Annotated in this window: 22 protein-coding genes, 1 pseudogene and 1 riboswitch; of the genes and pseudogenes, 9 read left to right on the plus strand and 14 right to left on the minus strand. The window is 56.8% G+C overall.

Features of this window, described 5'->3' with window-relative positions:
• Positions 1-17 precede the first annotated feature (17 nt).
• The 10 genes from ELY38_RS13345 to ELY38_RS13390 all read right to left on the minus strand — a co-directional run bounded on the left by ELY38_RS13345 (position 18) and on the right by ELY38_RS13390 (position 8,773).
• Entirely contained in the window at positions 18-941 is a 924-nt protein-coding gene (locus ELY38_RS13345; protein WP_246009142.1) for a cobalamin-binding protein, read from the minus strand.
• Positions 922-2,727 (minus strand): TonB-dependent receptor domain-containing protein, encoded by a 1,806-nt coding sequence (locus ELY38_RS13350; RefSeq protein WP_127062770.1) that lies wholly within the window; start codon positions 2,725-2,727, stop codon positions 922-924. Before ELY38_RS13350 ends, ELY38_RS13345 begins: the two co-directional genes overlap by 20 nt.
• Positions 2,728-2,860: 133 nt before the next feature.
• Positions 2,861-3,068: riboswitch (cobalamin riboswitch) on the minus strand.
• Between the two features lie 47 nt (positions 3,069-3,115).
• Entirely contained in the window at positions 3,116-3,547 is a 432-nt protein-coding gene (locus tag ELY38_RS13355; protein WP_127062771.1) for a bifunctional adenosylcobinamide kinase/adenosylcobinamide-phosphate guanylyltransferase, read from the minus strand.
• Positions 3,499-4,152 (minus strand): histidine phosphatase family protein, encoded by a 654-nt coding sequence (locus tag ELY38_RS13360; RefSeq protein WP_127062772.1) that lies wholly within the window; start codon positions 4,150-4,152, stop codon positions 3,499-3,501. The genes ELY38_RS13355 and ELY38_RS13360 overlap by 49 nt, the downstream gene beginning before the upstream one ends.
• Positions 4,089-4,859: an adenosylcobinamide-GDP ribazoletransferase gene (cobS, locus tag ELY38_RS13365; protein WP_127062773.1), complete on the minus strand. Its 771-nt coding sequence runs from the start codon at positions 4,857-4,859 to the stop codon at positions 4,089-4,091. Before cobS ends, ELY38_RS13360 begins: the two co-directional genes overlap by 64 nt.
• Complete coding sequence (locus ELY38_RS13370; RefSeq protein ID WP_127062774.1) at positions 4,856-5,392, minus strand: bifunctional adenosylcobinamide kinase/adenosylcobinamide-phosphate guanylyltransferase; 537 nt, start codon at positions 5,390-5,392, stop codon at positions 4,856-4,858. The genes cobS and ELY38_RS13370 overlap by 4 nt, the downstream gene beginning before the upstream one ends.
• The gene (gene cobD / locus ELY38_RS13375; RefSeq protein ID WP_340148037.1) at positions 5,376-6,500 is read right to left on the minus strand and encodes a threonine-phosphate decarboxylase CobD; all 1,125 of its coding nucleotides are present in this window, start codon (positions 6,498-6,500) and stop codon (positions 5,376-5,378) included. The genes ELY38_RS13370 and cobD overlap by 17 nt, the downstream gene beginning before the upstream one ends.
• A complete protein-coding gene (gene cbiB, locus ELY38_RS13380; RefSeq protein ID WP_127062775.1) occupies positions 6,497-7,453 on the minus strand; it encodes an adenosylcobinamide-phosphate synthase CbiB in 957 nt (318 codons plus the stop codon). Before cbiB ends, cobD begins: the two co-directional genes overlap by 4 nt.
• Positions 7,454-7,458: 5 nt before the next feature.
• On the minus strand, positions 7,459-8,505 hold the full coding sequence (gene cobT / locus ELY38_RS13385; RefSeq protein ID WP_127062776.1) for a nicotinate-nucleotide--dimethylbenzimidazole phosphoribosyltransferase: 1,047 nt from the start codon (positions 8,503-8,505) through the stop codon (positions 7,459-7,461).
• A 109-nt stretch (positions 8,506-8,614) separates the two neighbouring features.
• Entirely contained in the window at positions 8,615-8,773 is a 159-nt protein-coding gene (locus ELY38_RS13390) for a hypothetical protein (RefSeq protein ID WP_246009143.1), read from the minus strand.
• A 211-nt stretch (positions 8,774-8,984) separates the two neighbouring features.
• Between ELY38_RS13390 and edd the strand changes: the two genes are divergently transcribed.
• Positions 8,985-10,877, plus strand: coding sequence for a phosphogluconate dehydratase (gene edd, locus ELY38_RS13395; protein WP_127062777.1), 1,893 nt, complete (start codon positions 8,985-8,987; stop codon positions 10,875-10,877).
• Positions 10,874-11,842, plus strand: a complete 969-nt coding sequence (glk, locus tag ELY38_RS13400) for a glucokinase (protein ID WP_127062778.1) — start codon at positions 10,874-10,876, stop codon at positions 11,840-11,842. The genes edd and glk overlap by 4 nt, the downstream gene beginning before the upstream one ends.
• On the opposite strand, the pseudogene ELY38_RS19705 reads toward glk, so the two are convergent.
• Positions 11,839-11,991: pseudogene (locus tag ELY38_RS19705) on the minus strand (IS5/IS1182 family transposase); the annotation flags it as partial. The gene glk and the pseudogene ELY38_RS19705 sit on opposite strands and share 4 nt — an antisense overlap.
• Before the next feature lie 742 nt (positions 11,992-12,733).
• Between ELY38_RS19705 and ELY38_RS13410 the strand changes: the two are divergent.
• The 7 genes from ELY38_RS13410 to ELY38_RS13440 all read left to right on the plus strand — a co-directional run bounded on the left by ELY38_RS13410 (position 12,734) and on the right by ELY38_RS13440 (position 19,227).
• On the plus strand, positions 12,734-12,874 hold the full coding sequence (locus ELY38_RS13410; RefSeq protein ID WP_222845160.1) for an SDR family NAD(P)-dependent oxidoreductase: 141 nt from the start codon (positions 12,734-12,736) through the stop codon (positions 12,872-12,874).
• A gap of 110 nt (positions 12,875-12,984) precedes the next feature.
• A complete protein-coding gene (locus ELY38_RS13415; protein WP_127062873.1) occupies positions 12,985-14,091 on the plus strand; it encodes an NADH:flavin oxidoreductase in 1,107 nt (368 codons plus the stop codon).
• 600 nt (positions 14,092-14,691) lie between these two features.
• Complete coding sequence (locus ELY38_RS13420; protein ID WP_127062779.1) at positions 14,692-15,432, plus strand: FadR/GntR family transcriptional regulator; 741 nt, start codon at positions 14,692-14,694, stop codon at positions 15,430-15,432.
• A 108-nt stretch (positions 15,433-15,540) separates the two neighbouring features.
• Positions 15,541-16,689 (plus strand): galactonate dehydratase, encoded by a 1,149-nt coding sequence (gene dgoD, locus ELY38_RS13425; protein ID WP_127062780.1) that lies wholly within the window; start codon positions 15,541-15,543, stop codon positions 16,687-16,689.
• Positions 16,690-16,720: 31 nt separating this feature from the next.
• The gene (locus ELY38_RS13430) at positions 16,721-17,692 is read left to right on the plus strand and encodes a 2-dehydro-3-deoxygalactonokinase (RefSeq protein ID WP_127062781.1); all 972 of its coding nucleotides are present in this window, start codon (positions 16,721-16,723) and stop codon (positions 17,690-17,692) included.
• Between the two features lie 42 nt (positions 17,693-17,734).
• Positions 17,735-18,343 carry a 2-dehydro-3-deoxy-6-phosphogalactonate aldolase gene (locus ELY38_RS13435; protein WP_127062782.1) on the plus strand — a complete coding sequence of 203 codons (609 nt, stop codon included), beginning with the start codon at positions 17,735-17,737 and terminating at the stop codon, positions 18,341-18,343.
• Complete coding sequence (locus ELY38_RS13440) at positions 18,340-19,227, plus strand: SMP-30/gluconolactonase/LRE family protein (RefSeq protein WP_127062783.1); 888 nt, start codon at positions 18,340-18,342, stop codon at positions 19,225-19,227. The genes ELY38_RS13435 and ELY38_RS13440 overlap by 4 nt, the downstream gene beginning before the upstream one ends.
• A 95-nt stretch (positions 19,228-19,322) precedes the next feature.
• Here the strand turns inward: ELY38_RS13440 and ELY38_RS13445 are convergent, their stop codons facing one another.
• The 3 genes from ELY38_RS13445 to pgl all read right to left on the minus strand — a co-directional run bounded on the left by ELY38_RS13445 (position 19,323) and on the right by pgl (position 22,498).
• On the minus strand, positions 19,323-20,918 hold the full coding sequence (locus tag ELY38_RS13445) for a solute:sodium symporter family transporter (protein ID WP_127062784.1): 1,596 nt from the start codon (positions 20,916-20,918) through the stop codon (positions 19,323-19,325).
• A gap of 219 nt (positions 20,919-21,137) precedes the next feature.
• Complete coding sequence (locus ELY38_RS13450) at positions 21,138-21,800, minus strand: bifunctional 4-hydroxy-2-oxoglutarate aldolase/2-dehydro-3-deoxy-phosphogluconate aldolase (protein ID WP_127062785.1); 663 nt, start codon at positions 21,798-21,800, stop codon at positions 21,138-21,140.
• A 32-nt stretch (positions 21,801-21,832) separates the two neighbouring features.
• Positions 21,833-22,498: a 6-phosphogluconolactonase gene (gene pgl, locus ELY38_RS13455; protein WP_127062786.1), complete on the minus strand. Its 666-nt coding sequence runs from the start codon at positions 22,496-22,498 to the stop codon at positions 21,833-21,835.

Raw genomic sequence — 22,498 nt, forward strand, 5'->3', positions numbered from 1 at the left:
ACCGCCCCTCTGGCTCATCACAGGGCTTCACGCTGTTGGCGAACGCTATCCAGCTGTTCGCAGAGAATTCTTGTGCCCTCAACCAAGCGTGGCGTTGGGCGCTGAATCAGTGAAGGCGGCACAAAAAACAGGTGATTATTGGCCACTGCCGAAAGGTGTGGATACTGTTCCCAGTGGGTCAGCCAATGGCGGTTCTCCTCGCCCATTCCACCGGCCACGATCGCCTCGGGATTGGCGGCCAGAACGGCCTCATCATCCAGGCGTGGCACCAGGCGGGACTGCTCGCCCACTACGTTAACCCCTCCACACAGCTGCATCACCTGGCCAATAAGGTGTTGGTCATTCACACTCATTAGCGGCTCATCCCATACCTGATAGAAGGTGGTGACCGGCTCGCGCTCGGCGTAACGCGTTTTTAGCTGCGCCATCTGATGGCGAAAGCTATCCGCCACCTGCTGACCGGCCGCCTCGGTTCCCGCCAGGCGCGCCAGACGCTCAATAGCGCTCGCCACGCCTTCGATAGTGCGGGGTTCGATATAAAACACCGGCATCCCCAGCGCTTCCAGCGTTTCCAACTGCTCGGCCGGGTTGCCGGTTACCCAACCAATAACCAGGTCTGGCGCCAGACTTACCAATGCTTCAAGATCAATACGGGTATGGCTGCCCACCGAGGCAACCTGCTTTGCCTCGGGCGGATAATCGCTATAGGAGACCACCGCCACCACCTGCTCACCCGCACCGGCGGCATAGGTAAGCTCGGTAGCACCCGGCGACAGCGTGGCGATGCGCCGGGCTGGGTTGAACAGGCAGACTTCGCGGTCGCGATCATCCACCACGCAGCGCGCGTGATGATGCGCCTGCGCCATACCCGCAGGCACTAACAGCATGAGAATTAGCGCCGCTCGCGCCAGGTTATGCATCTTATTGACCAAAATGAACACTCAGAAAGCCTGCCCGTCCTGCATTTAAATAGTCCGCACCGTCAAAGGACCGCGTGGTCACGTAATCCTGATCCAAAACGTTCTCTAATGAAAGGCGAGCACTCCACAGTGGAGCAAACTGCCAGCCGGCGCGCAGATTTACCAGCCCATAACCACTTAGCCGATCCTGGTTTTGTGCATCACGATAGCGGTGGTTTTGAGCGACCCACGAACCGCCTAGCGACCATTTGCCTAGTTCGCGGTCGATATCCAGACGCACGCTTTGCGTGGCCCGGTTCTGCAACCGGTTGCCCGTTAGGCGGTTTTCCGGGTCGGTATAAGTGAGTGCCGCGGCAAGCGTCCAATCATTGACCTCCACGCCGCTGGCAAGCTCTACTCCACGAATCCGTGACGAAGGTACGTTAGACTGAACGCCCTGCCCCGCAATCAGATTATCGATATCCGTTTGATAGAGAGCGGCATCCCAAAACCACTGCGCGTATTGGCCACGAACGCCCGCTTCAACGGTTTCAGAGGTCTCAGACTCAAGGTCCGGATTACCAAACCCCGGGTAGTAAAGCTGGTTATACGTCGGCGCGTTAAACGCCGTGCCATAGCTGGCCCGCAGGGTATGGTTGTTATCCAACGCGTAGCCTGCTGCCAGGCTGCCGGTAACTTCATCGCCATAAGCTTCATTATCATCAAAGCGTAAGCTGGCTTGCAGCGTTAGCGGTGAAAAATCTAGCAACGCCTGGGTGAATACGGCTTTATTGCTGCGGCTGGTTTCATTATATTCAATGGTACTGGCAACTTTGTCCTCACTGTATTCAGCGCCTGCAATCAGCTCGTGAGCACCCGAGGTAAAAGTATTTTCCCAGCGCGCCGTGCTTACTTTGGTATTGAATACCGAGTCGCCAAAGCTTGCAAAATCATCGCTCTCATCGCGGGATTCACTCAGCGTGAGGCGGCTGTGCCAGTCGTTCGTGATCGGCAACTCGCCATAGATACCGGCTACTTGTTGAACAAAGTCGTTTTCACCGCCGTCGTATTCGTTGTTACCCCGAGCGCGTAGGGCAAGCGCGCCCATTTCAGCACCGCTTTCAAAGGTATGGGAAACTCGTGCCAGAGCGGAGGTATTGTCATAGCCTTTATCTTCACCATTACGACGAACCGGCTGGCCATCGGTAGTAAAGTGGCTGCCCGCAAAGCTGTAGCGGGTACCGCCTTCGCGACCGCTGATTCCTGCGCTTACTCGCTGAGTATCGAACGAACCACCGCCTATCGAAAACCTCGGCTGCGGCCTCTCTTCGCTCGTTTGGGGCGTAAATAACTGCACTACCCCGCCAATCGCATCGGCACCGTACAGGCTACCCCGCGGGCCACGCACAATTTCAGCACGCTCAAACATACGCGGGTCAAGATACGACCAGGCGGCCCCACCGCTGGTGGCTGAGCGCAAACGAATGCCGTCAATCAACAGCAGGTTTTGGCCGCTTCCGGTACCGCGAATATACACGCTGCTGTTTTTACCAAAGCTGCCGTTAGTGCTGACATCCACCCCCGGCTGGCCGCGAAACAGATCGGTGATGCTCACCGGGTCTTGGCGGCGCAGCGTGGCTTCATCCAATACGGTAACCGAGGAGAGGCTTTCATTTGCCGTACGCGGCGCCAGCGCAGCGGTCACCACCACCGGATTAAGGGTGCTTTGCGAGTCAGCTTGAGCGCCTAACGCCCCACTTTGAGCAGCGACCACGGGAGATACAACCAACGCAGCGAGCGCGGCAGAAACAGAAAGATAGTTAGGCATGAGGAGGTACCTTGCGCGCTGTGCCAACCCGCACAGCGTGGTTTTTTAATCGCCAAGCGCAGGCACTACAAGGGAATAGCAGGAAGTCACTAATCGCCTTGAAAACGCCCACCGCGTCTTGGCATGTTCGGCTCATATAGCCCTCTCTCAGGCCGGTCTCCGGGCTGACAAGCGAAGCACACTGGGGCTTCCAAGCACTCACCTTCCCATGCGTTTATATTGCACAGTGGTAACGAGGGCTCTTAACTTGATCACCGTTGCGGGGGCAGCGTTGGATTTAACACCAACTTCCCGTTTCACCAGCGGCCTTGGCCGCCGACACCTGAAAGAGCTCGTAAACTAGCAAGTTGCTATGTTGGGGTCAATTTTATCAAAAATAAGATCAATTTTAAGATGATAGCGGCATGATAAGCCCATGACGCACATACCAAACGTGTTCAGCACACTCAGCAGCATCCTGGCTAAACCAACCATTCAAATCACGCAGGCGGCGCTTTTGGTGTTCCATGGGTACGATGCCCCGGCCGATATCGTTAATGATAATGACCAATGCTACTTGCTGTGCATTGGCTGAGAAACGAAGCTCGTTTAAGTCGTCGCACCAATGCGCTCGCCAGCCATCGCTGCCTGCGTCAGACTCTATGGATGCCGACAACCAATCCAGTACACCGTGAATAATGAACGGTGTGCCGGGCAACATAACGTCGATACACTCCCGTAAGCGTTGTCCAGGTGCCAAGCGCCACCATACCGCACTGGGAAACCGCGTTTTTACGATGGTTCGCTTACCGGCACAGGCACCGCCGATGAACAGTTGCATAGCCATTCTCCTTTACCACTTACGCCTGCTTGATGCGTCAGTTGCCAGCGTCTTCCCTGGGCTTGAAGCACCGCGCCTTCCCAGAAGTCGATGGTTTCAAAACGTCGACGCAGTTCACGAATAACGCCGCCGTGGGTAATTACCAGAATTTTCCGGTACCCCTGTTTTCGAGCATCAATGGCCATATCAGAAAGCCACGCCTCCAGGCGGGTGCGCAGCTGGGCGGCTGACTCGCCGCCGGGAATCTGCAACTCACCAACGCTATCCACCCAGGCGCGGTAATGAGGCAAGTCTTTCAATTCGTCGTAAACCTTGCCTTCATACTCGCCAAAATTGAGTTCACGCAGGCGCGGCTCCAGATGGTGCGGCATGCCTGGCTTGGCAGCCTGAATCCACTCCAGAGTTTGCTGACAGCGCTTGAGGTCACTTGAATAGATGGCGTCAAAGCGCTCGCTAATCAACGCGTCCTTGAGCGCCAAAAGGCCTTCTTCGGCGTCAGGGAACAGCAGCGGTATATCATGCTGGCCTTGATAGCGGCGCTCTAGATTCCAGGCGGTGATGCCATGGCGAACCACCACCAGCTCAACATTAATCCCATCAGCCATAGTTCTCCTCCTTCAATGGTTGCCCCCACCATATCACCATTAATGCCCTGAAATAATGTCATTAATGCCCACCGGCTAGCCCCCACGAAGACGGCAATTGCCACCAGCGCCAACGTCAGGCCCGGCCAGAAAAAAGCAAGCAACAGCATAGGTGCCAGCGCCAGCACCACATCCCTTGGGCCAAGTGACTGCTTCCAAGACCACGCCATGCCTTTTTGCTGAGCGCAGGGAGTCAAAACCAGCAATGCCGCCCCGCCCCAGCGGGCCAAACTGGGTAGCACGGCCAGCCACCAGAGCGGGGCGTGGTAGTGAAGCAGCGCCCACAGAAAAACCCCTTTCCAGGCCAACAGGAAAAACAGCGCCAGTATGCCGAAGCTGCCAACCTGAGGGTCTTTCATGATCTCCCAACGGCGCACCAGTGGCTGGTTGCTGCCCAATGCATCGGCCAAGTCCATCACACCATCCAGATGTAGGCCGCCGCTCATGGCTACCCACAGGCTAAGTAGTGCAAGTGCGGCAATCGGGGTGGGTGCGTTTTGCATTAACAGCGCCAGCAGTGACAGCAAGCCACCCAACAAAAGCCCAACAAGCGGATAGGCGCGGATAGCCCAACGGCGGGTTTTGGGTGTCCAGGGGCAGCCTATGGGTACCGGTAAACGGGTTAGAAATTGCAGCGCTAGAACGCCACCGTAAAGCACACTCTTCACTGAGAACCGTCCTTAGGCTTCCACTCAACCGCTTGCCCGGCCACGACTTCAAGTACTGAGTCCGCCTCGACCGCTAACCAGCAATGCAGTGACTGTAAAAAGGTCAGGTACTGCCAAACCTCTTTATTGCGTGGGAGCAGGTCTTCATTAAGGTCGTTGGAAACCAGCACCAAGTGTATGCCGCGTGAACGTGCATCTTGAACGCTTTTTGCTAAAAGCGCCTTGCCCTGGGAGTCGGTTAATCCACTGGAGTAACGAGCCTGGCTTGCCCAAAGGGTCAAACAATCCAGCAGCACAGCAGCGCCGTTTGGCACTCTCGCAACAGCCTGATCAATCGCAACCGGTGCCTCAATGGTGATCCACTGGGTATTCCGGGCGCGTTGATGGCGTGCCACTCGGGCAGCCATTTCAGTGTCATAAACCTCTGCAGTGGCAATGTAATAGCAGTTACCGCCGTTGGCCGCCTTTATGACGTGCTGCTCAGCCACCTCGCTTTTCCCAGAGCGGGCACCGCCACTAACAAAGACAATCATTGAATACCTTCAAGAGTCGATGATTGGCCTGGGCATCGCGCAGCGCAATACGTAGCCAACCGCCATCAAGGCCAGAAAAATTCTGGGTATGGCGAACCAGCATGCCGCGTTGTAACAGCCGTTCAAAAAGCACGTTACTGTCAAGCCCGCCCTCACGCAAAGCATTATTAGGCCGAACCAGAAAAAAGTTGGTCGTGCTAGGCACTACCTCCAGCCCCTTTGCCCTCAGTGCTATCGCCATGCGAGGATGCTCAATTTCAAGCCAGGTACGGGTTCGCTCGGCAAATGCCTGGTCGGCGAGTAGCGGCGCCACCAGCTCAGCCGCCATCTGATTAACACTCCAGGGGGGCTGACGCGCTCCCAACGAGCGGATGAGCGGCGCGCTTGCCAGCACGTAGCCCAACCGTAATCCTGGAAGAGTAAAAAATTTGGTCATTGAGCGCAGCAGCAGCATATGCGGATGATCTACCAACAGCGGCGTGAGCGAGGCCGCTTCACCCCGCCCTACCGTCATATCGATAAATGCTTCATCGACCACTACCCGGCAGTTGATAGCTGCCGTACGCGCCAGGAGCGCCTGCATGTCATCAAATGAAATCAGCGTGGCGGTCGGGTTATTGGGCCGACACAGGAATACCACATCAATGCCCTCAAGGGCCGCCACGAAAGCATCAAGATCAAGTGCAAAGGCGGGCGCTGGCAAGGTAATGGATGTGACCGGCATCTGGTAGGCGTGGCAGGCCCGTGCGTACTCCCCAAAACTGGGTGCAAGTACACCCGCTTTTTGCCCTGCGTGAAGGGAGGCTGCCAGAAAAATGGCCTCAGCCCCGCCGTTGGTGAGAAGAACTTGCTCGACAGCTACCCTGTGATAAGCCGCAATGGCTTCGCGGGCGGCGCCGTAGTCCGGCGCGGGATAGTGCTTTAAGGCTAATAGCTGGCTACTTAATGCCTCAGCTACCCATTCGGGCGGGCCGAGGGGGTTCAGGTTGGCACTAAAATCCTCTAGTGGATAATCTGGCGGCAGTCCAAAGCGCTGCAAAAGTGCCGCTGACTGGCCGCCATGACTTGGCCATGAGGGCGTGCTTAGCATAGACAGTTGGTGACTCACGTTAACAACACCCAGATTACCCCCATCAATCCCGTAAACAGCAGCCAGCCCATATGCATCAATGAAATGGTGGCTCCAATATGCGCCACGCCCAGCGGCTCGAAAGGTTCGCCCAGCGTAGCACGACGGGAAATAACGCCTTGATAGGTATTAACACCACCCAGCTGTACCCCAAGCAAGCGCGCTACCATGGTCTCTGGCCAGCCTGCATTGGGGCTTGGGTGGCGCGGCGCCTCATGGCAGGTGGCCCGTAACGCGCCGCGCCAGCGCAGCGGTCTATTGCCCATCGTCGCTAAAATGACACCGCCTATCCACAGGCACAGCGCGGTCAACCTGGCAGGTAGCCAGTTGGCAATATCGTCCAATTTAGCCGAGGCAAAGCCGAAGTCTTTATATCGCTCATTCCGGTAACCCACCATGGAATCAAGCGTGTTGGTCGCCTTGTAAGCCAGCGCCAGCGGCGCGCCTCCCACTACTGCAAAAAACAGTGGCGCCGTGATTCCATCCACCGTGTTTTCCGCCACGGTTTCCACCGTACCACGAGTAATTTCCGCCTCATCAAGCTCTGCCGTATCGCGCCCCACTATCATGGAAAGTGCCCGCCGCGCGCCCGGCAGATCGCCTTGCATAAGCGGCGCTGCCACGGCGCGACCTGCATCCGCTAATCCTTTAATGGCTAGCGTGGAGGCCAGAAGCCAAAGCTCAGCAGCTATCCCAAGCCAGGGGTGAATGGCGGCCAATAGTACAAGCGCTGCCCAGCTTATTCCCCATACGCTCATAACTACCGTTGCGGTAAGTAAAAAACCGCGCCGCTTCCGCTGCGTTGAAGATCCATGATTCCAGCGCTTTTCCAAAAAGCTGATTATGCGGCCGATGAAAACGACCGGGTGAGGTAACGAACGCGGATCGCCTATCAGTAAATCCAGCCCGATAGCGAGCGTGATAAGCAGCATGAAGGTCACGGCGCTTTGTCCGCGATACCTGCCGAGGCGAATGTCGCCATTTCTGCCATCATGGCGTTAGCAGCTTGAAGCAATGGAAATGCCAGCGCGGCACCGCTGCCCTCACCCAGACGCATGCCCAAAGCAAGCAGCGGTTTTGCCTCAAGCGCCTCTAGCGCCACGCCGTGCCCGGGCTCCTCAGAACGGTGGCCAAAAACAAGATAACCACGCACGGCGGGGCAAATCCGGCAGGCGGTGAGTGCCGCAACGGTCGCAATAAAACCATCCACAACGGCAGGCAAACGATAAGCGGCCGCGGCGAGATAGGCACCGGCCATGGCGGCAATTTCCAGCCCGCCCAAGGCAGCCAGTACGCTTAATGGCTTATCGGCTTCATAATCGCGCGCCGCTAGCGCTCGCTCAATGACACTGACTTTATGGGTTTGCTGTTGACTATTAAGCCCTGTGCCTGCACCCACAACCTCTTCAACTGCCGTGCCGGTAAAAGCCGCCAGCATGGCGCTGCTAGCCGTGGTGTTGGCGATCCCCATTTCGCCTATGATGACACTGCGACACCCTGCTTTTCGCGCCCGCTCAACGGCACGAATACCCGCTTCAATCGCGGCCTGGGCCTCTTCTGGATACATGGCGTTTTCAGTAGCGATATTACCTGAGGCGCGACGAGTCTTGTCGACGATCACTCCTGGCGCTTCAACATCGCTGACCACGCCCACATCCACCACTTCCAGATGCGCATTAATCTGGCGAGCAAATACATTGATGGCTGCCCCACCATGGGCGAAGTTAGCCACCATCTGTGCCGTAACCGCCTGAGGAAAGGCGGAAACGCCTTCGGCCGCCACGCCGTGGTCAGCGGCAAATACCACTACCCCAGGCGGCGTTATAGAGGACGCAAGCTCTCCGCTGATCTCGCTTAGCTGGATCGCCAGCTGCTCCAGCATCCCCAAGCTTCCGGGTGGTTTGGTCAGCGTGTCCAGATAAGCTCTTGCCCTATCGCCAGATGCAGAATCGACAGGTTTTATCTGGGCAATAAGGGCATGCATAACGAGCTCCAGCGCGGGGTAATGTGAAACAAAGAATCAAAATTAAAATAATAACAAATGTTATATCTTTATGACTGCCCTTTCAGGCGCAGTAATACAGTTTTTTCTGTTAACCGGAAGACGCTTGCGTTTGCGTGGGCATATTGACTTGCCCCCTACCTCCTAACGCTTTAAATAACGTGGCGGCCGCTGCCAAACGCTCTCGCAGCACATCCGCACGGTCGAGTTCGGCCGAAAGCAGCGAGCGCTCGACGTCAAGACGCTCCATATTGCCATCTTGGATTATACTAAGCTGTTTAAGCGAGCAGTTTACTTGCTTCATACTCACCTTTACCTAGCCTGGTTTTATTAGCAATCGCTATATTGGTAGTAATAAAACCAAACAAATAACCTATTATATTTTTTATTTACTTAAAGCCGCTTAAAAATATGTAAAATAACTACACATTTCGTGCCGTTTCTATCATGCAGAGGTCCTTATGCCGAGCCCAGCACCTGCTACGTTACATACCACCGTTGCCCAGGTTACCCAGCGTATCCGCGAGCGCTCCCGGCACCGGCGGGCGCTTTATGAAGCCCACATGGCCGACCAGCATAAACAGGGCGTGCATCGTGGCGAGCTCTCCTGCGGAAACTTGGCTCACGGCTTTGCCGGTTGTGACGTGCCTACCGACAAAGACCGCCTCAAGCTTACCAACAGCGCCAACCTGGGCATCGTCTCGTCATATAACGACATGCTTTCTGCCCACCGGCCTTATGAAGACTATCCCGCCATTATCAAGGAAGCGGCTCGCGGCATGGGCTCGACCGCCCAGTTTGCCGGTGGCGTTCCGGCCATGTGCGACGGCGTGACCCAGGGCCAGCCCGGCATGGAACTGTCGCTTTTCTCTCGGGATGTTATTGCTATGGCAACCGCGGTGGCGCTTTCCCACAACATGTTTGATGCCACGCTGTATCTGGGGATTTGCGACAAGATCGTACCGGGGCTGTTCATCGGCGCGGCACGCTTTGGCCATCTACCCGCCATGTTCGTGCCCGGCGGCCCAATGACCACCGGCCTGCCCAACGATGAAAAAGCCCGCGTTCGCCAGCTTTACGCCGAAGGCAAAGTGGGCCGAGACGAACTTCTGGAGTCCGAGTCCCAGTCGTATCACAGCCCTGGCACCTGCACGTTTTACGGCACCGCTAACTCCAACCAGCTAATGATGGAAATGATGGGCCTGCATTTACCGGGCGCGTCGTTTGTTAACCCTGGTACGCCCTTGCGCGAAGCGCTCACCCGCTATGCTACCGAACAGGCCGTTCGCAATACCGAACAAAGCGGCAACTACCGCCCGTTCTACAAGCAGATTGACGAGCGCGCCATCGTCAACGCCATGGTCGGCTTGCTGGCTTCTGGTGGGTCTACCAATCATACCTTGCACCTGGTTGCCATGGCGGCAGCGGCGGGTATCACTATCAACTGGGATGATTTCACCGAGCTTTCTGCCGTGGTGCCCAGCATGACCCGTATCTACCCCAACGGCCAGGCTGACGTGAACCACTTCCAGGCGGCTGGCGGCATGAGCCTGCTGATTCGCGAACTGCTTCAAGCCGGGCTTATTCATGCCGACATTCCTACCGTATTCGGCACCGACATGACCGCCTACACCCAGGAGCCATTCCTTGAAGACGGCAAGCTCACCTGGCGTGAAGGTCCTGAATCAAGCCATGACCCAGAGGTACTTCGCCCGGTCAGCAATCCCTTCTCGCCGACCGGCGGGCTTACCGTGCTGGATGGCAATCTGGGCCGTGGCGTGATTAAAATTTCCGCCGTCAAGCAGGCGCACCGCATTGTTGAGGCGCCCGTTCAGCTGTTTGACGACCAGAACCAGGTAAAAGCGGCATTTGAATCCGGCCAGCTGGATCGCGATGTCATCGTGGTGGTACGCTTTCAAGGCCCCAAAGCCAACGGTATGCCCGAGCTTCACAAGCTCACGCCGTTTTTAGGCGTGCTGCAAGACCGCGGCTTTAAAGTTGCCCTGGTTACTGATGGCCGAATGTCCGGCGCTTCCGGCAAGGTGCCCTCCGCCATTCACGTGACGCCCGAAGCGGTTGACCGGGGGCCGCTCGCAAAGCTTCAGGACGGCGATATCGTGCGCCTGGACGCCGAAACCGGCGAGCTTAACGTACTGGTGGATGCGGCCACCCTGGCTGCCCGTCCCTTTGCCCAGGTCAATCTCGAACACAATCACTTTGGCATGGGTCGCGAGCTGTTTGGCGGCTTCCGCCATCTGGCAACCAGGGCCGAAGAAGGTGCGGGCGTGTTTGGCGGTTTTGAAGCCGATGTCCTGTCTCGGGAACTGGAAAAGATCGAGCAGGAGGATCAATGAGCCGACCGGCCCTCATTGGGGATATCGGAGGCACCAATGCCCGCTTTGCCCTGGTAACCCCAGGGCAAACGTCGCCTCAGGATATTCTTAGCCTGCCCTGCGCCGACTACCCGGGCGTGGTAGAAGCCGCTCAGGACTACTTGGATCGCGTGGGCGCCACTGGCAGCAACGCGCCTGGTGAGGCCTGCCTGGCGTTTGCCTGCCCGGTGCATGCCGAGCAGGTCAAGATGACCAATAACCATTGGCAGTTCCTGAAGCATGATGTGCAGCAGGCGCTGAATCTTTCCCTTTTCAAAGTGATTAACGACTTCACTGCCCAAGCATTAGGCATTCCCCACGTACCCGATCAGGATTTGGTTGCGGTAAAGCCCGGCACCGCCCAGGCGCATGCGTTGCGCCTGGTGATCGGTCCCGGAACCGGCCTGGGCGTGGCAGGCATTTTCCCTAGCCAGCATGCATGGATACCGCTTCCCACTGAAGGCGGTCATGTGGCGTTTGCGCCTACCGACGCTCGCGAACGCGAGCTTCTTGATGAATTTCACAAGCACTATTCACGGGTCAGCGTCGAGCGTCTGCTCTGCGGTCAGGGTATCGTGGATATCTATACCGCCTATTGTGCTCTTGAAGGCGTAGCTCCAGGCTTTACCAGCGCCGCTGAGGTAACTCAGGCTGCCAATCAGGGTGATACGCTTGCTCGGCGTACGCTGCAACGGTTCTTGAAGATCCTTGGCGATGTCTGCGGCGACACAACACTCAGCATGGGGGCACGTGGCGGGGTCTATCTTTGCGGTGGAATTATTCCGCGCCTGTTGGACTGGCTACCGAAAAGCGCCCTGTGCGAGGCATTTATCAACAAAGGGCGCATGCATGCCTACAATGCCGATATTCCTATCTGGGTGGTTACCCACCCCTGGACAGGCCTTTTAGGGGCTGCCGAAGCACTGCATAACGAGGAAGTGTTCTAGGTTCTGTCTGAACAGCTGGCCCTCATGCAACGCTCGATACAGGCCTGTGTTACCATGGCTTTGATGCGACTGGCCAGCTTGTCATATCGCGTATTCAGGCGCCGTTTTTCCTTCAACCAACCGAGCAGGCGCTCAATCCTATTGCATTGAAAGCAAAAGCGAACGGGAAACCCCAGCTATCAAGTAATAAGTGTATTTGGAATTAGCCCGCCGCGACTGCGCCCGAATGCATGGTCGAAAGGTTCTATCAATTCTCTTTTACCGGCACCACTGGCCGCTCGGGCCGTACGGATGGAGGTCGAATCGGTCATCCACGTGTCGAGATACATAAAACCGCCTTCCCGTCGGCGAAGATGTAGGCGCGTCAAGGTTTGAACAAGGGCGCCATTGTTACGCCACTGAGCTCCAAAATAGAGAATCCAAAGGTATCACTTAATATACGGCGGTCATCGCGCCGAGGACGTCCATGCTCGGCAGTGGAGAAAGATATCCCCGATCATCGCCAGCGCTGGCCGGAAAGCTCTTAACGGCCCGCCATGACTGTCTCCTGACTGGTGGGCAGGGACAGCTTAGCAACAATGACTTTTCAGACAGAATCTAGCTGATTAGCGTTTGGAGCTGCGGCTTGATTCCAAACTTCTGTCGTGGAATCTGATGTATGCACGATTGCCAGCTGTTGGGCTGATAAATCACGTCATGGGCCTTACGCTTAGCCGCCTTGATGGCATCATAGAGTGGCGCATACATGCCCTGCCGCCACGACCAATGACCGAAGCCTTCCCTCCCCGTCGAGCATCGACGGTATCGCATAGCGTGCTCGATGAGCGTGACTATACTGATTACCTGTCATTGAACGCTGAACAAAGATCAGATTTTGGCCGAGGAGGGGTTATGCCTGGAATTAAAGATAAAGTTGCCATTATCACTGGTGCAAGCAGTGGGCTGGGTGAGGCGACGGCTCATCGTCTGGCCCAGGCAGGCGCCAAGCTGATGTTGGCCGCACTACGTGAGGCCGGCTCAGAGCGCAGGTAGAAGCCATTGAGTGGATGTAGACGTGAACGAGATGATCATCCGGCCTACAAAACAGGAACTCTAGGCCGAACTCGTTCATGTCTCTTCATACTCTCTTTAGGAGAAGAATGATGGATCAATCCCAGAAGCAGAACAGCCATGCGATTCTGTTTGAACAGCCAAGGATAGGGCATCTCACCTTAAAGAATCGTATTGCCTTATCCCCCATGACCCGGACTAGCGCTACCGAGGACGGCCTCGCGACCGAGGAGATGGGGCGCTACTACGCCAGATTCGCCCGTGGCTGCTACAGCCTGGTCATTACAGAGGGAACCTATACGGACGAGACCTATAGCCAGGGTTACCATAACCAGCCCGGTATCGCCAACCAGGCTCAGGCCGATGCCTGGCGCAGAGTCGTGGATGCCGTGCATCATGAAGATGGCCTTATTTTCATGCAATTGATGCATGCAGGAGCGCTTTCTCAAGGTAACCTCTACACCGACGAGACAATCGCCCCCTCATCAGTGAAGCCGGTTGGAGAACAGTTGGACATTTACGGTGGTCAGGGCGAATTTTCTACACCGCGTGAAATGACCAGGCACGATATCGAGTCCGTCATTCGCAGCTTCGCCGAAGCGGCGGGTCGAGCCCGCGATGCTGGCTTTGATGGTATAGAGATTCATGGCGCCAACGGCTACGTTCTAGATCAGTTCCTGACCGACTACACGAATCAGCGCACAGATGAATACGGCGGTTCGACCGAGAATCGAATACGTCTGCATGTCGAGGTACTAGAAGCCGTTCGTCGGGAAGTTGGCAAAGACTATCCTGTCGGCATTCGTATTTCCCAAGGCAAGGTGAACGACTTTTACCATAAGTGGGCCAATGGCAAGGAAGATGCACGAATCATCTTCGAAAGCCTTGCCAAGGCAGGGCCGGACTTTATTCACATCACCGAATATGATGCGACGCGCCCGGCGTTCGATGACGGAGAAACATTGACGGAGCTCGCCAAGCGCTACACTCACGTTCCCGTTATCGCCAATGGTCAGCTAGGCGAGCCGGCAAAGGCGGAAGAAATGATCGCGAATGGCATGGCCGACGTGATCACCTTGGGCAAATCAGCGTTGGCGAACCCCTCCTGGCCGAAGCGAGTGATGGAAGGTGAACCGGTTGAGGAATTTGACTTCTCTATCCTCCAGCCTCAGGCATACATCAAGGAACATGAACTCTAGAAGCGTCCTTGGCCGAGCAGTCCTGCTCGGCCTTGGTCGTAGCCATAGTCTTGAAGCGACAGCTCGACTCTGCTGCGTAGGGGAAGTTGTTGCCAAGCAAGCTTTGGGCGAAAGCTGTCCTTACAGCCGATGCCTTACTGGGCACCCGCAGGGACCTCATACCGCTTACTATCTCCGGCTTGGTTGATGCCAACCTGATTGACCCATACCTGACCATTGGAACAGATTATTTCCTTCGAGGCAGTTTCGGTTAACTCCATTGATACTAAGTTCTGTCTGAAAAGTCGGCCCTCATGCAACGCTCGACATAGGCCAGTGTCACCATGGCTCTGACGCTACCTACTGGCCAGCTTGTCATATCATGTATACAGGCGCTGCTTTTCCTTCAGCCAGCCGCTGCGGCGCTCATGCCGTTATCTGCTTAGGCGCTTATGCCGCGCTGCCCGCCCAGGCTGACATTAAAACGCTACGTCTGAGTTAGCATGGCTGGCCTATGAAAGGCCACTTTCGTCGGATTGATGAAATGTCAGACATTTAATAAGCTTTCGACACTACTCACTGTACCTACTGTTAACTGTACTTACTGTTAAGAGACGTGCCATGACGCTAGATGCCTTACCTGCCCATCAGGGCGGGGCTGAAAACTTAGCCAGGCTGTTGGCCCGGGCCCTGCTGACCGGCCACTGGCAGCCGGGCGACGTGTTTCCTAAAGAACTGGATATCGGCCAGCATTTTTCCGTCAGCCGCAACCAGGTACGTAATGCGCTGGCAAGCCTTTCAGCTGCCGGGCTTTTGGAGCGAACCGCCGGGCGCGGCACCCAGGTTCGCGCCATGAGCGAATGGCATCTGCTGGACCCGCTAATGAGCGAATGGATGACGGGGCTCATGAATCTTGACCCGCAACTTGTGCGCGCCATTTACGCGTTTCGCTTTTCAGCCGAGCCGCTGGTGGCAGGCCTGGCCGCCCAGGCGGCCAGCGCTGACGATATCGCCCGGCTTGAAACCGCGTTTGAAGGTATGCAGCGCACGGCAGGCCAGCCAGAAGCCCGCCATCAGCATATCGAGCACGATGTGGCCTTTCATGATGTGATCTACCAGGCCACGCATAATCTGGTCTGGCGTCAGATGGGCCACCTGCTGCGCCCCTCGATCATGGCGCTGGTGCATCGTTCACAACATGATATCAAAACCCTGGATGATAGCCTCGCCCGTCATGGCCATGTACTAAAAGCCATTCAGGCCGGTGATGTGGCTGCTGCCGAAGCGGCGGCCCGTGAAGTGCTGCGACGCACGGCTATTGATCTAGGCATTGTGCCCGACACGCTTTCTGATGGGAGGTAATTTGGCCTATTCAACGCTTATAGAGGGCTTGGCCGGCAGACCGGCTCAGCCCTTCGTTTTCACTTACCGCTTGCCGTGCCACGCGGCCCACCATGAGGATTGCATCGCATGAAAATCACCCGCCTTAAGACCTGGCAAGTACCGCCGCGCTGGCTATTTCTTAAAATTGAAACGGACGAAGGCTGCTACGGCTGGGGCGAGCCGGTGATTGAAGGCCGAGCAGCTACCGTGGAAGCGGCAGTGCATGAGCTTGCCGACTACCTGATTGGCCAGGACCCACACCGGATCGAGCACCTCTGGAACACACTTTACCGCGCCGGTTTCTATCGCGGCGGACCTATTCTGATGAGCGCCATCGCGGGTATCGACCAGGCGCTTTGGGATCTGAAAGGGCGCGATTTGGGTGTGCCCGTTCACCAGCTATTAGGCGGCGCGGTACGCGACAAGATGCGTATGTACGCCTGGACCGGCGGTGACCGCCCAAGTGAGGTAGGCGCAGGCGCCAAAGCGCTGGTGGAAAAAGGCTTTACCGCGTTCAAGATGAACGGCACGCCCGAGATGCAAATCGTCGACTCGCACCGCAAGGTCGATGAAGCCGTAGCCCGGGTGGCCGAAGCACGCAACGCCGTTGGGCCTGATGTGGGTATCGGTATTGATTTTCATGGCCGTGTTCACCGCCCCATGGCCAAGGCACTACTGCGCGAGCTTGAGCCCTATCACCCCATGTTTGTCGAGGAACCCGTCGCACCGGAGCATCTGCCGTGCTTGAAAGATATTGCCGGCGGGCTGGGCTACCCTTTGGCGACCGGTGAACGCTTGCATACGCGCTTTCAGTTCCGCGACCTGCTGGCCGATGGCATGATCGATATTATCCAGCCGGATATTTCTCACTGCGGCGGTATCAGCGAGGGGTTAAAAATTGCCGCACTCGCCTCTGCCTATGACGTTGCGCTCGCCCCCCACTGCCCGCTTGGCCCGCTAACGCTTGCCGCCTCTCTTCAACTGGATGCCGTAAGTCACAACGCGTTTATCCAGGAACAAAGCATGGGCATTCACTATAACCAAGGCAACGACGTGTTGGATTACCTGGTGGATAAGACGGCGTTGAGTATTACTGACGGCTTCTGCGCCATTCCTCAAGGCCCCGGCCTGGGTGTTGAGATCGACGAAGCCTTTGTGGAAGAGCGCGCCAAAACCGGCCACCGCTGGCGCAACCCGGTATGGACCCATGACGACGGTTCCATCGCCGAGTGGTAAGCCATGCGATCTCAATCAGGAGAGTAGCCAAATGCATACCAATGATGCACTAGCGCACACCCTGGCCTGGATTGCGGTGGACTGGGGCTCAAGCAATCTGCGCGCCTGGGCTCTGGATCATCACGACCAAGTCATCGCCGAAGCCAGTAGTGACAAGGGCATGCTTTCGCTTAAGCCCGATGAATATGAAGCCGAGCTAAGGCGCCTGGTTAGCCCATGGTTGCCAGACAGTGGCCAGATCGAGGTGATGATATGCGGCATGGCGGGTGCGCGTCAGGGCTGGTTGGAAGCCGCCTACCTGCCGGTTCCCACAGCGCTCGACCAGCTCAGCCAGGGCGCCGTCATGCCCCGACTTACAGACACACAACTACGTGTTCATCTGTTACCGGGCCTGAGCCAGACCCGCAGTGCTACGCACCCTTTCGATGTCATGCGCGGAGAGGAAACCCAGCTTGCCGGGCTAGTGGCCGATACACCATTTTTTTCAGGTCTCGCCTGCCTGCCCGGCACCCATGCCAAATGGGCTACTCTTGAGGCAGGCACGGTGACGCAGTTCACCACTTACCTGACCGGCGAGCTTTATCAACTGCTGGCGAACCAGTCGGTTCTCAAGCACTCGGTGGGCAGCGACGATCTGAATGACCCGGCCTGCTGCGAGGCCTTTATCGCCGCCGTGAGCGAAATTCATGCAGCCCCGGAAACGTTCAGCAGTCGGCTGTTTGAACTGCGAGCCCAGGACCTGCTCGATGGCCGCCTGCCTTCCGGCAACGCCCGTGCTGCCATGTTATCGGCCCGGCTTTCGGGGCTGGCGATTGGCCTTGAACTCACAGGTGCCTGTCGCATATCAGCAGCTAATGAGCCGGTCACACTGATCGGCAATCAAGCGTTGTGCCAGCGTTACAAAATGGCGCTGAATGCTGTTGGCTTCCAGGCCCGACATATGGATGGCGATGCCGCCGTACTGGCAGGCCTTTGCCTCGCCCATCAGGCCCTAACAGCTTAATACCGCCCTTCTGGGTGCTGACTGATAATGGAGAGAGTGTCGATGACGTTGCCCTTGATTGGTATTTTGCGTGGGATTAAGCCTGATGAGGCGGTGGATATTGCTCAAGAGGTGCTCGAAGCTGGTATTACACAAATTGAAGTACCGCTTAACTCCCCCGACCCGTTTACCAGCATTAACCTGCTCGCCGAAGCGTTTGGTGAGCGCGCCGTGATTGGCGCGGGAACGGTACTTACTCCCGAGCAGGTACGCGAGGTATATGACGCAGGCGGGCGCCTGATTGTTTCACCCAACTGCCGCCCCAGCGTGATCGAGGAAACCCGACGCCTGGGCATGGCTAGCTGGCCGGGTATTGTTACCCCTTCTGAAGCGTTCGATGCCTTAGATGCAGGCGCCACTGGGCTCAAGCTATTTCCAGCGGTGCAGGTCGGTCTTGAAGGCATGAAGGCAGTACGCGCGGTGCTGCCAAGCGGCACGCTGCTTTACGCCGTGGGCGGCGTTGGCGTTGATAATTTTGCCGCTTGGCGGGCAGCGGGCGTTGATGGCGCCGGGTTAGGAAGCGCTCTGTATAAGCCGGGCCAGACGCCTTCTGAAGTAAGCCGTCAGGCGAAAGCGTTGGTGGCCGCCTGGGAAGCAGGAGCGCAAGCATGAATAATATTCCCACCTGGCAGGCCGTGCTTGCCGTGGATTCACGCTGCGAACTGGGTGAAGGTCCGCAATGGCATGCCAGCCACGAGCGGCTTTACTGGTGCGACATTCTAGGCAAACGTCTGCATTGGCTCTCTCCCGCTACAGAAAAGCACGGCCATTATCCGCTTGACCAGAAAGTCTCGCTTGCTGCCCCCCTTGACGATGGCAACCTGCTGCTGGTCGGCGAACATGCACTGAACCGTTTCAACCCAACCAGCGGGCACATTGAGAAGCTTTACGATTTCGAGGCAGACAATCCGGTGACGCGCAGCAATGACGCCCGTGTTGATCGCCACGGCAGCTTATGGCTTTCCAGCATGGGAAAGCAGGCCGAACCTGAAGCAGGCAGCCTCTACCGGCTACATCGCGGTGAGCTTTGCAAGCTGCGTACCCACCTGACCATTCCCAATGCGCTGTGCTTTTCAGCCGATGGGAAAATGGCGTACTTTACCGACACGCCCACTGGCCAGGTCATGCGCTGGGCGCTGGATAAGCAGGGCTGGCCCTTGGGCGAACCGAAGCGCTTTGTCGATTTTTCCGGGCATGCAGGCAACCCGGATGGCGCGGTGATAGATAGCGAAGGCTGTATGTGGCTGGCCCTGTGGGGCGCGGGCGAGGTGGTTCGCTTAAACACAGACGGCCAGATGATTGGGCGTGTTGTGCTGCCGGTCAACCAACCCTCCTGCCCTGTGTTTGCAGGGCCTGACCTTGAAACACTGTATATCACTACGGCCCAAGAAGGGCTAAGCGCCGCGCAACTGGCTCAAACGCCCACAGCAGGCTCTCTTTTCGCAGTGCAGACCGGTATCAAAGGGTTGGCTGAGCCGCCGCTGCGACTGACCTAAGGCATGATATAGCGGCTCTTTTAACTAAAAGCCCCGAGAGCGTCCACTCGCGGGGCTTTTATGCTGGCTTTAAGTTTACCGAGTCAGTGCAGCGCTTAACCGGCGAAGCTTATATACATGACGATGACCAGCACCACAAGCGCAATGCCGGCGGGTACTGCCCCTTTCCAGGGTGTCAGATCAACGTCACCGGTATGCTCCTGCACCCAGTCAGTCTCACGGGGGCGCAGCTTGCCGATAATCAGCATGACCGCCACTAACAGCACGAACACCAGCGCCACGAAGTGAAATTCATGCATTACCTGGGGCAAGAGCGTAAAAGGCGGCACAAAGTAGCCTGCCGCGATTAACAGGCAGCCGCCTACCAAGGCAATCTTGGCCGCCATAGGCGGAACACGCTTGGTGAGAAGCCCTACCAGCACCACCGCCAGAATCGGAATAAAGTAGATCGCGTTCATCTTCTGCAGGTAGCCAAACAGGCTGTCCTGCCCAGCCAGCAACGGCGCAATGATCATGGTAATAATCGCCATAATCCAGCCAAACACCTTGCCCGATTTAACCACCTGCTCTTCGGTTGCATCCTTGTTCAGCACGCCTTTGTAAATACCCAGGCTGAAAATGGTGGTGGTACTGTTAAGCGCCGAGTTGAACGATGAGAGAATCGCCCCGACCATCACGGCGGCAAAGAAGCCGGTCAAATAAGGCGGCAATACGTTGAAGACCAGATGCCCATAGGCTTCATCGGCACGCACGCCCTGTTCGGCGTAAAGGTGATAAGCAATGATGCCTGGCAGCACTAGATACAGCGGCCCCAGCAGCTTGAACAGGCCCGTCAACAACACACCCTTCTGACCTTCGGCAAGGTTCTTGGCGGCAAACGTGCGCTGAATAATCTGCTGGTTGGTGCTCCAGTAGAACAGATTGATCAAAAACACGCCGGTAAACAGCGTAAAGAACGGCACCTGCTGTTCAGCGCTGCCAATCGAATTAAGCTTTTCAGGGTTACTCTCTTTGAGGATGCTCCAGCCTTCCATGATGCCCGTACCGTCACTCACGGCTTGCAGCCCGAAATAAACGATCACGAAGCCGCCCACCAGCAACCCGACACCGTTAAGCGTATCGGACACCGCCACCGTGCGTAGCCCGCCAAACAAGGCATATATCGCGCCGATGATTCCTACGATCCACACCGTTAGCCATAAAAGCGCGGTAGATGACTGAATGCCAGTTAACCCCGGTAAATCCAGCATACCCTGCAGGCCTATCGCGCCTGAGTAGAGAATGATCGGCAGCAGAATCACTGCGTAGGCGATCAGAAAGATAATGTTGGTAATCAGCTGAGTGTCTTTATCGAAGCGAATTTCCAGCAATTGGGGGAGCGTCGCGATACCGCTTTTCAAAAAACGCGGCAGGAAAAATAGCGCCAGGGCTACCAGCGCAATCACGGCGACCACTTCCCATGCCATAACACTCAAACCATCGGCAAAGGCAGCCCCGTTGAGCCCCACCATCTGCTCGGTGGAGAGGTTCGTCATTAACAGCGAGCCCGCAATCAGCGGAAAGGTAAGCGAACGGCCAGCCAGAAAGTAGCCACTGGTGCTTGAGTGATCATCACGGTGCGTAATCCGCCACGTGACAAAGGCGACCAGGCCTGTAAAAAACAGGAAAGACGCCAGAGTCAACATATGCATATTGGCTTACTCCATCTTGTAAGGGGGAATCCGCGCGCTCTAGGCTATGCGCACCTAAATGTCTGACATATTAACAATGAGTTTAATAGACCCGGCGTTTGACGCGTTATCCCCCTTTGGTCTTAGCAATTTGCTTGATTTAGAGCATAAAAAAACCGGGCAGGCGTAACCTGTCCGGCGAATAATTAATGGCAGCGTTACTGCCTTACGAGACTGCTCTTAGCGATGAAAACGCTCGGCGGCCTCTTGCGCCAGCTTACGAATGCCATCCCAGTCCTCAGCCTCGACCAGCTTGCTGGGCGTGAGCCAGGAACCGCCAACACACATGACATTGGGCAGCGACAAGTAGGATTCGGCATTATCCACGGTAATGCCGCCCGTAGGACAGAACTGCGCGCCGGGAATCGGGGCGCCAAACGCTTTAAGCGCCTTGGCACCGCCGCTGGACTCTGCCGGAAAGAACTTGAAACGGCGATAACCATACTGCCAGCCGGTCATCAGTTCCGAGACGGTTGAGACGCCTGGCAGCATGGGCACGGGGCTTTCAATACCGTAACGGTACAGTGCTTCGGTCGCGCCCGGGGTGACGACAAAATCTGCGCCCACTTCTTCAGCCTGGCGGTATTGTGCAGGAGTCAGCACAGTGCCGACCCCGATGCTGGCCCCGGTCAGCTCTTTCTTCATACGCTTGATCGCTTCAAGCGCGCAGTCGGTACGCAGAGTCACTTCAAGTACGCTCAAGCCGCCTTCCAGCAGTGCTTTGCCTAGCGGTACGGCGTCCTCGATACGCTCAATGGTGATGACCGGAATCACTTCGGCCTTGTGACAGATGCTGTCGAGCTCGGCGGTACGTGTTGAGGGCAGCTGTTTATCGATTGACATGAGGTGTCTCCAGATAGCGTGTTGTTTGATTGTCAGGGCGCCCAGTAAATAGCCAGCGGGCAGGAGAGGAAAGCGCGTATCGGCAGTTGTCGAACATCATCGCCATTCAACGCGTTCGCCAGCACGGCGCGCTTGTCATCACCGGTAATATGCAGAATATGCCGGTTTGCCTGATGCAGGCTTGCCGCAGAGAAGGTGATGCGCGGCTGGGGTTGGCTGGGAGTGCGCACCGCCACCAATGGCTCATCGGTTGCCAGCGCCAGCCCCAGTTCCTGGCTATCGGGAAACAGCGATGCCGTATGCCCATCACCGCCCATTCCCAGAACCACAACGCTTGCAGGCCAGGCAAGCGATGCCGTGCGCTCAGCCACTTCTGCCACACCCTCTTCCGGCGTAGAAGCCTTTGAGGTCAATGGCACAAAGTGCGCGGCGGCCGCGTTACCTTGCAACAGATTATCCCGTACCAGCTTGGCGTTGCTGTCGCTGCTGTGTTCATCCACCCAGCGCTCGTCAGCCAGGGTAATATCGATACGCTCCCAGGCAAGTAGCTTGGTGGCCAAGGCCTTGAAAAAAGGCACCGGCGTGGAGCCGCCGGAGACGATCAGCAGCGCGCGCTCCTGGCGCTCCAGATCTTCGCTCAGCGCTTGCGCTACTGCTTCTGCCAGCTGCTCAGCAAGCTTTTGGCGTGCTTTTGTCAT

Origin of the sequence: Vreelandella nanhaiensis, from assembly GCF_003990185.1 — a bacterium.
Lineage (GTDB): Bacteria > Pseudomonadota > Gammaproteobacteria > Pseudomonadales > Halomonadaceae > Vreelandella > Vreelandella nanhaiensis.